At 66.1% G+C, this 13058-nt stretch carries 12 protein-coding genes; 7 read left to right on the top strand and 5 right to left on the bottom strand.

Annotation, left to right across the window (positions count from 1 at the left end):
• Positions 1–145 precede the first annotated feature (145 nt).
• On the top strand, positions 146–2014 hold the full coding sequence (locus ACN0S5_RS14160; RefSeq protein ID WP_417209292.1) for a polysaccharide biosynthesis protein: 1869 nt from the start codon (positions 146–148) through the stop codon (positions 2012–2014).
• Positions 2015–2066: 52 nt separating this feature from the next.
• Here ACN0S5_RS14160 and ACN0S5_RS14155 read toward each other — a convergent pair whose 3' ends face one another.
• A complete protein-coding gene (locus ACN0S5_RS14155) occupies positions 2067–2909 on the bottom strand; it encodes an LOG family protein (protein ID WP_417209290.1) in 843 nt (280 codons plus the stop codon).
• A gap of 108 nt (positions 2910–3017) precedes the next feature.
• Here ACN0S5_RS14155 and ACN0S5_RS14150 point away from each other — a divergent pair, with 108 nt between their 5' ends.
• On the top strand, positions 3018–3935 hold the full coding sequence (locus tag ACN0S5_RS14150; RefSeq protein ID WP_417209288.1) for a threonine/serine dehydratase: 918 nt from the start codon (positions 3018–3020) through the stop codon (positions 3933–3935).
• A 3-nt stretch (positions 3936–3938) separates the two neighbouring features.
• Here the strand turns inward: ACN0S5_RS14150 and ACN0S5_RS14145 are convergent, their stop codons facing one another.
• A complete protein-coding gene (locus tag ACN0S5_RS14145) occupies positions 3939–5441 on the bottom strand; it encodes a sulfatase-like hydrolase/transferase (RefSeq protein ID WP_417209284.1) in 1503 nt (500 codons plus the stop codon).
• Between the two features lie 185 nt (positions 5442–5626).
• Between ACN0S5_RS14145 and dapD the strand changes: the two genes are divergently transcribed.
• Complete coding sequence (dapD, locus tag ACN0S5_RS14140) at positions 5627–6454, top strand: 2,3,4,5-tetrahydropyridine-2,6-dicarboxylate N-succinyltransferase (protein ID WP_417209282.1); 828 nt, start codon at positions 5627–5629, stop codon at positions 6452–6454.
• Positions 6455–6635: 181 nt separating this feature from the next.
• On the opposite strand, the gene ACN0S5_RS14135 is transcribed toward dapD, so the two are convergent.
• The gene (locus ACN0S5_RS14135; protein WP_417209280.1) at positions 6636–7676 is read right to left on the bottom strand and encodes a transporter substrate-binding domain-containing protein; all 1041 of its coding nucleotides are present in this window, start codon (positions 7674–7676) and stop codon (positions 6636–6638) included.
• A gap of 165 nt (positions 7677–7841) precedes the next feature.
• Positions 7842–9083: an AAA family ATPase gene (locus ACN0S5_RS14130; RefSeq protein ID WP_417209278.1), complete on the bottom strand. Its 1242-nt coding sequence runs from the start codon at positions 9081–9083 to the stop codon at positions 7842–7844.
• 288 nt (positions 9084–9371) lie between these two features.
• Here ACN0S5_RS14130 and ACN0S5_RS14125 point away from each other — a divergent pair, with 288 nt between their 5' ends.
• Entirely contained in the window at positions 9372–9710 is a 339-nt protein-coding gene (locus ACN0S5_RS14125) for a hypothetical protein (protein WP_417209276.1), read from the top strand.
• Between the two features lie 10 nt (positions 9711–9720).
• On the opposite strand, the gene ACN0S5_RS14120 is transcribed toward ACN0S5_RS14125, so the two are convergent.
• Positions 9721–10755, bottom strand: a complete 1035-nt coding sequence (locus tag ACN0S5_RS14120; protein WP_417209275.1) for a Hint domain-containing protein — start codon at positions 10753–10755, stop codon at positions 9721–9723.
• A gap of 122 nt (positions 10756–10877) precedes the next feature.
• Between ACN0S5_RS14120 and dapE the strand changes: the two genes are divergently transcribed.
• The 3 genes from dapE to ACN0S5_RS14105 are packed head-to-tail and all read left to right on the top strand — an operon-like array spanning position 10878 to position 13047.
• Positions 10878–12017, top strand: a complete 1140-nt coding sequence (gene dapE, locus ACN0S5_RS14115; RefSeq protein WP_417209273.1) for a succinyl-diaminopimelate desuccinylase — start codon at positions 10878–10880, stop codon at positions 12015–12017.
• Positions 12017–12433, top strand: coding sequence for a GNAT family N-acetyltransferase (locus ACN0S5_RS14110; protein WP_417209435.1), 417 nt, complete (start codon positions 12017–12019; stop codon positions 12431–12433). Before dapE ends, ACN0S5_RS14110 begins: the two co-directional genes overlap by 1 nt.
• On the top strand, positions 12430–13047 hold the full coding sequence (locus ACN0S5_RS14105) for a TIGR04282 family arsenosugar biosynthesis glycosyltransferase (protein WP_417209270.1): 618 nt from the start codon (positions 12430–12432) through the stop codon (positions 13045–13047). The genes ACN0S5_RS14110 and ACN0S5_RS14105 overlap by 4 nt, the downstream gene beginning before the upstream one ends.
• Positions 13048–13058: the final 11 nt, after the last annotated feature.

Here is a 13058-nt window from a genome sequence, read left to right as displayed (position 1 = left end):
CTTGCCTGCTTGCGGTTGAGTAACCTAAGACATGATTAAGCGGAGCAATCCAAAGGGGCAAACGGTCTGGTTTCGCGCAAAACCGGTGACGTTTCGTTTTCCTGCGGACAAGCTCCCGCATAGTATCTGCGAGGGACAAGGCAGAATGTTCTACAAACTCGTGATGGCGTTGTCCCGGACGCAAAAGCAGATGCTTTTCATCCTGATGGATGCCACGGTGGTTCCCCTTACCATGATCGCGGCGCTGGCGCTGTTGGCGCCGGGCACCACGGACAGAACCGCCCTGCTGGCGATCCTGCCGATGGTGATCCTGCTGACCGGCACCGCGGTCGGCGCGGGCTGGTGGCTGGGGCTGACACGCATCACGCTGAATGCCTACGAAATGCGCGGCGTGATCCGCACCGCGACCTATGCCGCGCTTCTGGGGGTGTTGGGGCTTGCCCTGAATATGGTCATGGGGATCGGACTGCCGGTCGGCGCCTTTGTGATCTTCGCGCTGCTCTTGCTGGTGGTCTCCGCCTCGTGGCGGATCATCCTGCGGCAGGTCACGCTGAACATCTACCGTCACGGCAAGGACCGGATGCGCGTGCTGATCTACGGTGCCGGACAGACCGGCCAACAGCTTGTCGCGGCGCTGCGCCATGACGACGCGATCCTGCCGGTGGCCTTCATCGACGACAACCCGACCCTGCAAAGCCTGATCGTGTCGGGCCTGCGCGTCCACGCGCCCTCCAGCCTCAAAAAGCTGGTGCTGGAAAAGGACGTCGACCGCGTCGTGCTGGCCATGCCCTCGATCAGCCAACCCGCGCTGGCGCGCATCGCACACAAGCTGCGCCACATCGGCTGTGAGGTCCACGCCCTGCCGTCCTTCGCCGCCATGGTGGGTGAGGGGGAAATCCGCAAACAGGTCACCCCCGTCTCGATTCAGGACCTGCTGGGCCGCAGCCGTCTGGAAAGCGAACTGCCCGGCGTCAGCCACGTCTATTCCGGCCGCCGCATCCTTGTGTCCGGCGCGGGCGGCTCCATCGGGTCTGAGCTTTGCCGCCAGTTGATCGCGTGCAAGCCCGACTGCGTCGTGCTGGTCGATCACTCGGAACTGGCGCTGTACAACATCGACAAGGAACTGCGCGACATCGGCGACGGGCTGCACATCGTGCCGGTGCTGGGGTCGGTGCTGGACGAACGCCTGATGCGCGACGTGCTGGTTGCAAACGACATCGACGTTGTGCTGCACGCCGCCGCCTACAAACACCTGCCGCTGGTCGAAACCAACGTGCTCTCCGGCCTGCGCAACAACGTGCTGGGCACCAAGATCCTTGCCGATTCCGCGCGCTCCGCCGGGGTGGACCGGTTCATCCTTGTCTCGACCGACAAGGCGGTGCGCCCGACCAACGTCATGGGCGCATCAAAGCGGCTGGCCGAGCTGGTGATTCAGGACCTTGCCGCGCGCACCCCCGGCACCCGGTTCTCGATGGTGCGGTTCGGCAATGTGCTGGGGTCGTCCGGCTCTGTCATTCCGCTGTTTGAGGAACAGATCCTGCGCGGCGGCCCGGTCACGCTGACGGACCCGCAGGTCACCCGCTATTTCATGACCATCTCCGAGGCGGCGCGGCTGGTGCTGTTGGCTGGCTCCTTTGCCCGTGGCGGCGATGTCTTTGTGCTCGACATGGGCGACCCGGTGCCGATCCGCAAACTGGCGCGCCAGATGATCGAGGGCGCGGGCTTTGCGGTGCGCGACGACGACACCCCCAATGGCGAGATCGAAATTCAGATCACAGGTTTGCGCCCCGGTGAGAAACTGCACGAAGAACTGCTGATTTCCCCCGACATGCTGACCACGCCCCACACCAAGATCTTGCGCGCGCAGGAAAGCTTTCTGTCAGAGTTTGAGATGGCCACGGCGCTCAAGGACCTGCGGCAGGCGATCGAGACCCATGATGAGGGCGCGGCCCGCGCGGTGATCTCACGCTGGGTCGAACAGGCAGAACTGGACGAAGCGGCCCAGTCAAACTGACCCAACTGGCCGAGACGAATTTTCGCCGAAAATTCGCCTCTCCCCTCAGCGCTCAGCGGTCCGGCAAATCGGTCCGCGCAACCGCAGGCCCCCAGTTCTCGACCAGATCCGCCGCCTCTGCCGCGCTTTCGACGTAGCGGAACAGGTCCAGATCCTCGGGGCTGATCGTGCCCGCATCCGCCAGCGCGTCCCAGTTGATGATCTTTTCCCAGAATTCGCGCCCGAACAGCAGCAGCGGCACCCGCTGCATCCGTCCCGTCTGGATCAGGGTCAATGTCTCGAACAACTCATCCAGCGTGCCGAACCCGCCCGGAAACACGCAGATCGCCCGCGCGCGCATCAGAAAATGCATCTTGCGGATGGCGAAATAGTGAAAGTTAAACGCAAGTTCCGGCGTCACATAGGGGTTCGGGGCCTGCTCGTGCGGCAGCACGATGTTCAACCCGACCGACTTGCCGCCCTCATCATGGGCACCGCGGTTGCCCGCCTCCATGACACCCGGCCCGCCGCCGGTCACAATCACAAACTCGCGGTTGCCGCTCGCCTTGGACTTGACCGTCATCAGCCGGGCGAATTCCCGCGCCTCGTCGTAGAACCGTGACAGATCGGACAGCGTCTTGGTCCGCGCCGTGTCCTTGTCCGCAGGCGCAGGGATACGCGCCCCGCCAAACAGCACGATGGTCGAATCGATGCCGTGCGCGTCCATCAGCATCTCGAACTTCAGCAGTTCCAGTTGCAGGCGCACCGGGCGCAGCTCATCCCGAAACAGGAACTCGTCGTCCGCAAAGGCCAGCCGATAGCTGGGCGACAGCGTCTGAGGGGTCTGTGGAATCTGCTTCGCGGTATCCCGGTCCGTATGCGCGTTGCGCAACGGGCTGCGGCGGTCGTCTTTCATGTCGCGGCTCCTTGTTCGCCTTTCCCCAGAACTATAGCCTGCCGCTCCGAAGCGCCAGTTGCCGCGAACACACGCCGCCCCACAGCCCCACTTCCGCAGGACACGCCGATGAATTGGAAAGCCGAGATCGAGAAAGCCGCCGACAGGACCCGTGGCCACACCGTGACAACCCCTGTCATGACCTCGGACGTGCTGTGGGAGCGTCCCGTCGCGCTGAAACTGGAACACCTCCAGCACACCGGCAGCTTCAAGGCGCGCGGCGCGTTCAACACCCTGCGTGCCGTTGATGTGCCCGCAGGCGGGGTGGTGGCGGCCTCGGGCGGCAATCACGGCGCGGCGGTGGCCTATGCCGCGCACCGGCTGGGTCACAAGGCGCGCATCTTTGTCCCCGAGATCGCAGGCCCGGCCAAGATCGCCCTGATCGAACGCACCGGGGCCGACCTGACGGTGGTGCCGGGCGAATATGCCGACGCGCTGGACATGGCCAAACGCTATGAGCAAGAGCAGGCCGCCATGCAGGTCCACGCCTACGACGCCCCGCTGACCGTCGCGGGCCAAGGCACCCTGATGCGCGAATGGGAGGCGCAAGGGCTGGAGGCCGACACCGTGCTGATTGCCGTGGGCGGCGGCGGGCTGATCGGCGGCGCGCTGGCATGGACCATGGGCGGGCGCAAGATCGTCGCGGTCGAACCCGCCGCCTGCAACACGCTGGGCGCGGCGCTGACCGCAGGCGCGCCGGTGGATGTCAGCGTCTCCGGCGTGGCCGCCAACGCACTGGGCGCACGCCGCATCGGTCAGATCTGCTTTGACCTTGCGCAGGCGCAGGCCACGCCGGTCATCACCGTCAGTGACGCGGCCATCACCGACGCCCAGCGCCTGCTGTGGCAAGCGCACCGCCTGCTGGTCGAACCCGCCGGGGCCTGCGCGCTGGCCGCGCTGACCAGCGGCGCTTATGTGCCCGCCCCCGGTGAACGGGTGGCGGTGCTGCTCTGCGGCGGCAACATCGCCCCCGATCCATTGGGCTAGCGTTCAGGACCACAGCTTTTCGGCCATCTGCCGGTGCAATTCCTTGCGCATCCGTGCAATCTGATCCTGCACGTCGGGGTCCGGGTTCTCTTTCCCGTCCTTGTCGTAATACAGGTTGTGATACTCGATCGCCGTCTTGCCAGTTCCGGGCACCGGCACCGGCGTGTCCAGATCATACAGTTCATACTGCGGCGCATAAGTGGAATCGGCGCTGAAATACTCGGCGTATTTCCAGCGCTTGCCGCGCACACAGCGGATGCGATCGGGCGCATGGACCACCACCTCCTGCGTGGCCGATGAGGCGCGGATGTCGTCAAAGGTGAACAACACGTTTTCCTGCACCCGCGCCTTGGGATCGTCCAGCAAAGCGCTGCAATCGGTCCCGGCAAAGCTGCCCTTGGTATAGGCCTCCATCGCCCAGCCCAGCTGTGAGCCGACCAGCGTCGGCAGCACGTCCACCAATGAGAACAGCTCATCGGTGACGGCGGGCGTCTCGAACAGCTCGGGGTTCGCCCAGATCATCGGCACGCGCATCGTTTCTTCGTAGACGTTATAGGCCTTCTGCCGCAGGCCGCCGTGGCTCATCCCCATCTCACCATGGTCCGAAGTTCGGATGATGATCGTGTCCTTGAACAGGTCGTTGGGATCGTCACCGTCAAAGAACAGGTCCAGCAACCCGTCGATCTGACTGTCGATCTTTTCGCACAGATGAGCGTAGAAGCGCAGATAGTTCTCGCGCTTTTCGTCGGTCTCCAGCGGCCCCAGCCCCGCCGCCGACACCGCCAGCAATTGCGCCTGTGCGGTGGGTTTGTTGTTGGTGCGCAGATCCTCGTGCACCGTCGCGGGCAGTTCGACCAGGCCCTTGTGGAAGTCCTTGACCGTATAGCCGTATTCCCAGCGCGACGGGTAGGCCAGCACGTCATGCGGATTGACCAGCGACAGCACCATCAGAAACGGATCGTCCCGCCCGCTGTCGCGATACGCCTCGATCCACGCCCGCGCCTCCGAGATATAGCGCGCGTCCTGATCCGGCCAGCCGCCGCCGAAATGCTCTGGCTCGGCATCCTCGCCCGCATCGGGCGGCACCCACCCCTTGAACCCGAACAAGGCCACCTCCGCCGCGGTCAGCGCATTGGGGTTTTCCGGGTGGTTCTTGGCCTTGGACAGATGCCACTTGCCCCGGTACTGCACGTCATAGCCCGCCTTGGCAAAGATATTGCCCATGTTCGGCAACGACGGGTCCAGCGAATGCTGCCCCACCGCATAGATCCCGCCATAGCTCAGCGTCTGCGTCACCCCATGGGTGGCCGGATAGGTGCCGGTAAACAGGGTCGACCGGCTGGGCGAGCACATGCAACTGTTGCACACCGTATTGCGGAAACTCAGCCCATGCTTGCGCAGCCGCCGCATCGCCGGCAGGTCCAGTATCTCTTCTTCGCGAAACAATTCCGTGGCCCGCTGCTGATCCGTCATGATCAACAGGATGTTCTTGCGCTGGCCCGCCATAGGCGTCCCCTCCGTGAAAAATACCAATACGTGTAAACGTCAATGTCGAATCAACCCTACAGGTGTGCAGCCTCCCCGCCGCGCCGCGCCCTGTCAATCGCCGCCCCAACGCGCCGGACCATTGTCGCCCCGAAGCGGGACCGCTATAGCCCACCCCAACCGACAACCCGAGGGGAGAGGGCATCATGTCCAACGCACAGCTTGAAACCGCCATCGAGGCCGCCTGGGAAAACCGCGCCGAGATCACGCCAACCACCACCGGAGAGGCCCGCGACGCCATCGAGGACACGCTGAACGCCCTCGACAGCGGCAAGCTGCGGGTGGCCGAACGCGGCGACGACGGCACATGGCATGTCAACCAGTGGGCAAAAAAGGCCGTGCTGCTGGGCTTTCGCATCAAGGACATGGAACAGCAGGACGGCGGCCCGCAGGGCGCGGGCTGGTGGGACAAGGTCGACAGCAAGTTCAAGGGCTGGGGCGACAACCAGTGGCGCGCCGCCGGTTTCCGCGCCGTCCCCAACTGCATCGTGCGCAAATCCGCCTACATCGCGCCCGGCGTGGTGCTGATGCCGTCGTTTGTGAACCTCGGGGCCCATGTCGATGAGGGCACCATGGTCGACACATGGGCCACCGTCGGCTCCTGCGCCCAGATCGGCAAGAACGTCCACCTGTCCGGCGGCGTCGGCATCGGCGGCGTTCTGGAACCGATGCAGGCCGGACCTACCATCATCGAGGACAACTGCTTCATCGGCGCCCGCTCCGAGGTGGTCGAGGGCTGCATCGTCCGCGAAGGCTCGGTGCTGGGCATGGGGGTCTTCATCGGCCAGTCGACCAAGATCGTCGACCGCGAAACCGGCGACGTCATGTACGGCGAGGTGCCGCCCTACTCCGTCGTCGTCGCAGGCTCGATGCCCTCCAAGAACGGCATCAACCTCTATTGCGCCGTGATCGTGAAACGCGTGGACGCGCGGACCCGCTCAAAAACCGGCATCAATGAACTGCTGCGCGACTGACCGCCACAACCGACCGGCCAGACGGGGGCCCCGCCCCCCGTCCCTTCCCCACACCGCCGGGACGCGCACCGGCCCTGGGTTTCTTCTCTGTCCAAATACCCCAAAACCGCGGCCGCAGGCCGCGACATACAGGCGGGCCACTTACCCCCGGCATGACGCCCGCCCTGCTGCGCTGACCGGATCAGCGTTCCTCGAACCAGTCATCCACCAGCGCACCGTATTCGCCGGATTCGCGCAGTTGCAGGATGGCCTGATTGATCGATTCGCGCAGCGGGCTGCCGGTCGGCAGGGCAATGCCGTAATCCTCAGACCGGAACACCCGGTCCAGCAGGTAGGCATCGCTGTGCGGCGACCGCAGCAAGTAGTATTTCAGCAACGGCCCGTCAAAGACCAGCACCTCCACCTCGCCTTCCTCGAAGGCGGTGATCATTTCGGCGAAACCGGGATAGGCGCTGTGGCGCACCTCGCGCCCCTCCAGAAACAGCGCGGCGGTCGATCCTTCCACGCTGCCCACCCGCCGCCGGTCCAGATCGCTGATCGAATCGATGGTGCTGGTCAGGGCGGTCACGGTCATGGCGGCGGTGATCCGCGCCACAAAGATCGACACGCCAAACAGGCTTGCCACCACCATCACCACCCCCAGCACACGACCAAAGGCCGAGCGCGGCATGCGTTCCTCGAACCCGCCGTTCACCACAAGGTTCAGCGCCCACCAGAAATTCGGGAACATCGATTCCCGTGCGGGCCGCTCGAAATAGGGCTGCGCGCGCCGCTCGAAGACCCACATCAGCATCCCGCCGCCAAACAGAACCGCAAAGGCCAACAGCACATAGGCCGCCACCTCCAGCGTGAAAATCTGCTGCCAGAAAGAGTTTTCGGCGGTGCCGGCGACCAGAATCTGCACGCCGCTTTCAAAAATCGGCAGGGTGAAATCCATTGTCGCCTCACGCCCGGCGGTGATCGAGATATTGGCGATGGCCCCGTCAACTTCACCGTCCCGGACGCGGTCCAGCATCTTGCCGAAACTTGTCGCGGTCTCGAACTCGACATCCTGGCCCAGCCGCCCGGCAATCATCCGCATCAGCGCGATGCTGAACCCGTCATGCTCCGGCGCGCCCATCGAAAACGGGGGCCGCTCCACGGTGGAAAACACCAGCGTTTGCGCTCCGGCGGACATCGGCATCAGAACCAGTGCCAGAAACAGGGCAAAGCTACGGAACATTGCGGTCATCATTTCTCCGGACTGCGCGATCCCTGCGAACCGCCGGGCGCACGCATTTGCCACGCCATGCACAGGGCAAGCAACATTCAATCGGTGCGATATCAAAAGAGTTGCCCTTCGGCTACGCTGACCATCACGATACCGGACATTCGTGGCCGCCGGGCGTTACTCGGCGGCCACGGCCGACACTGGCTCATGTATCAGGCCCGCCGCGGTCGCGGCGGCCTGCGGGTCCTGTGCGTTTGCCAGCAACCAGCCCTGCAATGCGGCGGGGGCCATGCGCCGCGCGCCCAGCGCCTCGGCAAAGCAGCGCGCATGGGCCTCCTCACCGGGAAAGAACCGCAGGAACAGCTCTGCCGCCACCCGCGCCGGAACCGGACCCAGCTCCACATGCAGATCGGCGCGGCCCGGTCGGATCAGCGCCGGGTCCAGCCGGTCGGGGTGGTTGGTGGTCATCACCAGCACCCGCCCCTCCTGCGCCGCCACCCCGTCGATGGCGTTCAACAGACCGGAAAAGCTGATACCGGTCTTGGTCTCACCCTCTGCCCGCCCGGCAAAGGCCGCGTCGATGTCCTCCAGCACAAGGAACGCGCCTTTGGGAGCAGAGGACAGCCCGCTGCGCAGGTCCTCATCGCTCAGGCCCGCGCTGGCAAGGCTGACGCTGGCCAGATCCTTGCCAAGGTCAGAGGCCAACGCCCGGATCACACTGGATTTGCCGGTGCCCGGCGGGCCAAACAGCAGATAGCCCCGCCGCCACGGCACGCCGCGCGTGCGATACCAGTCCTCGTTGTCGTAGAACCACGCCATATCGTCGCGCAGCCGTTCGATCCTGTCGTCCTCGGCCACAATCGTGTCCAGCGCACGCCGCGACAGGTCACAGACGTGATCCCACCAATCGCCTTTCAGCACATACAGATCCGGGGCCTCCTCGTCCTCGACGGCGCACAGGGCGGCCCCCTCGTCGATCCATGCCCGCAGCCGCTCTGTCCGTCCAAACAGCATGGTAATGGTCAGCACCTCCATCGGGCCGCCGCCACCGCCAACGCGGGTCTTTTCGCGCAACGTCCGCTCAAACGCGCACAGCCGCCCGCCGTGAAAGAACCAGTGCCGCCCCTCGACCGGGGCAAAGATCTCGGCCCCGCCCGCCGTCACGCCGGTGGTCTGCACTTGCCGGATGCGCCGCAACGCGCCCTTGCGGTCCAGCCACAGGTAAAGGTGGCGATAGGCATCGGACCGGTTGTCGACCGTCAGCGACACCGCCCACCGGCGTCGCGCCTGCGCCCGCGCCAGTCCGTAAACCATGCGCAACACGCCGATGGCGGCCCCGAAGACGCCCAGCGCCAGACCACCGGCAAAGAAATCGCTGCCCACCGCACGGGTGAGCATATCGCTCAGGAAATTGTCCATAAGTCCATCGGCGCATCTCGCGCCGCTCTTGGGAAATCTGCCCCTTGTCAGGGGCGGGCGGGGTTATCCGTGGATGCCGCGAAGGGCGTTTAGCTGATCATGGTTCGTCATTGTCGCCCTCCTTTCCTCTGAGGTTCTCTGGGTGCCGCCTGATACGGCCCATCCCCGATTCGCGCCAAGTCGGGAATTCCGGACGCCGCCGCCCGTGGCCGATATGCCACGCAGCCCGCTTGACAGGCGGCACGCAAAAGCGCATCGCTCGCGCCGCAACCAAAGGGGGGTGCCGTCATGGCCGACAAAAAGCCCAAAGCCGACAAGAAGCCACAACAGGTCTACACCCTGCTGGTCGAGGTCGGGCGCAAGAACGGCGACGGCCTGCCCGCCAAATCCACCGGTGCTGCGCTGATGTGCTACGCCTCCGGCGTGGATGAGGCAGAGGCCGTGCGCGAAACCGTGGCGATCCTGAAACAGGCCGACATGGCCCCGCTGGACGTCACCGGCTACGGCACCCGCGAAGAGCGTGAGGCCCAAGGCCACGAAATCGACGAGGAAGAGGCCGCGCTGATGGACCGCGCGCGCGCCGAAAACGCCGTGATCGTCGCGCAGGTGACCCCCTTCAACGACTGACCAGCCCCTCTCAGGCGGCGCGGCTTTCGGCGAGCGTCACCGCCTCGAACGGGGCCAGCACCTTGAGCGCGGTGCCACCGTGTTCCGGCATCAGCCCCGCAGGCACATCCGCCAGCAGCGTATCGCGCAGGAAATCCCGCCGCCGCCGCAACCGCCCGACATACAGGCTCTCGATGCCCGCGCCCGCCGAGACCAGCGCCTCGTGGCCCGGCAACAGCACCTGATGCCACGTGACCAGCGGGCCGCTGTCCTCGAACACCGCCGCGCGTCCGTTCACCAGCCCGGCGGCGGGCACCAGCACCGCCTCGCAGCCAAACAGGTAGGACACATCGGCCCCCGCCACCACAAGGCACTGACCGGGGGCCACGATCAGATCCTCGCGCAGCCCAAAGTAGGGCACCTGCAAGCGCACCGGCCGGAACGTCCCCTGCGCCGGAACCCGCCGCGACACCTGCGCCAGCACCGGCACCACCGCGCCCGCATGGGTCACAACCGTATCGCCACAGCGCAAAGCATCCACCCGCCGCGTCCCCTGCGGCGTCACCACCTGCGTCTCCCCCGCCAGCGTCGGCACCGGCCCCAGCGGTTCAACCTCATCGGACAGCGCGCAACAGCCCGCCCCCTGCAAGGCCAGCACATCGCCCCCCGTCAGCGGCGGCGGCGCGGCGGTCTCTTGCAGCGCCAGCACGGTGCCATCCGCCCGCTCGACCGCGAACCGCCCGCGCCGCGCCGGGCTGTCCCACGCGAAACTGATGCGCAGCACCTCTTCGCGCCGCTCTGCCGGCAGCTGCAGCACGCTCTGGAACACATCCGCCCCTTGTGAGATCACCAGCGCCAGCCCCTGCCCCGACACCATGGTCAGCGACAGGCTGCCGGGCCATGGCAACACCCGGTCAATCGACACCAGCCGTTCGGGCCGCGCGCCGCCCGCCAGACGGGCCTCGACCATCACGGTGCCGCGCGGCAACAGGCGGTCCGCCGCCCCCGACGTCCAGTCCGGATCGACCCAATGCGCGCCCGCCCCCGATACCGCAATCCAGCCCATCTTGCCCCGCACCCCTTACCATTGACACAGGCCTAGCACGCCCTTTCCCCCTGCGCCATTTGCCAAGCGTCCCAAGGCGCGATAGCCCTTGCCCAAACGCCCGCCACCTCAGGAGCCGCCCGATGACCGATCCGGTCGACCTCACCGCCCGCCTCGTGCAATGCCCCTCTGTCACCCCCGCAGAGGGCGGCGCGCTGACCCTGCTGCAAGAGCTGCTGGAAAGCGCAGGATTCACCTGCACCCGCGTCGATCGGGGCGAGGTGTCCAACCTGTTTGCCCGCTGGGGCGACAAGGGCCACGCCCGCACCTTTGGCTTTAACGGCCACACCGATGTGGTCCCCATCGGCAACCCCGACGACTGGAGTTTTGATCCCTTCGGCGCAGAAATCGACGATGGCTATCTATATGGGCGCGGCTCAACGGACATGAAATCCGGCGTCGCCGCCTTTGCCGCTGCGGCCATCGACTTTGTCCGCGACACGCCCCCCGACGGCGCGGTGATCCTGACCATCACCGGCGACGAAGAGGGCGACGCCACCGACGGCACCGTGGCCCTGCTGGACTGGATGGCCGCCGAGGGCGAGCAGATGACGCACTGTCTGGTCGGAGAGCCGACCTCCCCCGACCACATGGGCCAGATGATCAAGATCGGGCGACGCGGGTCGCTGACCGCGTGGTTCACCGTGACCGGCAAACAGGGCCATTCCGCCTATCCGCACCGCGCGCTGAACCCGATGCCCGCCATGGCCCGCCTGATGGACCGGCTGGCCAGTCACACGCTGGATGAGGGCACCGACCATTTCGATCCCTCGACGCTGGCGGTTGTGACCATCGACACCGGCAACCCCGCCACCAACGTGATCCCCGCTTTGACCCGCGCCACCGTCAACATCCGCTTCAACGACACTCACACCGGGGCGGCGCTGTCGGACTGGCTGCGCACCGAGGCGGCCAAGGTAGACGCCGAATACGGCACCACCACAGAGGTCCAGATCAAGATTTCCGGCGAAAGCTTTCTGACCCCGCCGGGGCCGCTGTCGGAACTGGTCTCGCGCGCCGTGGCGCTGGAAACCAACATCACGCCGGAACTGTCCACCACCGGCGGCACCTCTGACGCACGCTTTGTCAAAAACCACTGCCCGGTGGTGGAATTTGGCCTTGTGGGCAAGCGGATGCACGCGGTCGATGAACGGGTCGAACTCGCCCATGTGCATCAGCTCAAGGCGATCTACACCCGCATCCTTCAGGATTATTTTGCATGATCCGGATCGCGCAGACCGACGACCTCCCCACCTGCCACGCGCTGCGGCGCGCCGTCTTCATCGACGAACAGGGCATCGCAGAGGCGGATGAGTGGGATGATCTGGACGCGCAGGCGGTGCATCTGCTGGCCTATGTCAACGACACCCCGCTGGGCACCGCCCGCCTGCGGCAAGTGGGCAAAGAGGGCCGCATTGGCCGCGTCTGCGTGCTGTCACAGGCGCGCGGCACCGGCCTTGGCGCGGCGCTGGTGCGCTTCGGGGTGGACTGGTTCACGGGCCAGCCCGGCGTTTCATCGGTGGTGCTGGGCGCGCAATGCCACGCACAGCCCTTCTACGAAAAACTGGGCTTTGCCGCCTTTGGCCCGGTCTATGACGACGCGGGCATCCCGCATCAGGACATGCGGGCGCAGGTGTGAAACCGACGCTGGTTGTGATGGTCAAGGAACCGCGCCCCGGTCGGGTAAAGACCCGGCTGGCGCGCGACATCGGCACCGTCCCCGCCGCGTGGTGGTTCCGCCACCAAACCGCGCGCCTGCTGCGCCGCCTGCGCGATCCGCGCTGGCATCTGGTGCTGGCGGTCAGCCCGGACAGCGCCGCCACCGCCAGCCGTGTCTGGCCTGGTGATCTGCCCCGCCTGCCGCAGGGCGGCGGCAATCTGGGTGACCGCATGGCCCGCGCCATGCGCGCCACCGCCCCCGGCCCGGTCTGCGTCATCGGCGCAGACATTCCCGGCATCACCCGCCCCGCCATCTGGCGTGCCTTTTGCGCATTGGGCGGGGCCGAAGCGGTCTTTGGCCCGGCAGAGGATGGCGGCTATTGGCTGGTCGGGGTCCGCAATGCCGCACATATCCCCGCCACACTGTTCGACGGCGTGCGCTGGTCCACCAAACACGCGCTGGCGGACACAATCGCCTCGATCCCCGGCGCGCGCATCGCGCGTGTCGACAGGCTTCGCGACGTGGACACCGCCGCCGACCTGCACCGCGCCGGACCGTCAGGGGCGCAAAAACGGGCGGCACCCCACCGCTGACCTTCCGTCCG

The organism is Antarctobacter sp., assembly GCF_048262615.1.
Classification (GTDB): domain Bacteria; phylum Pseudomonadota; class Alphaproteobacteria; order Rhodobacterales; family Rhodobacteraceae; genus Antarctobacter.
Note: the sequence above shows the minus strand (reverse complement) of the source record. Positions and strands in the feature narration are given on the sequence as shown.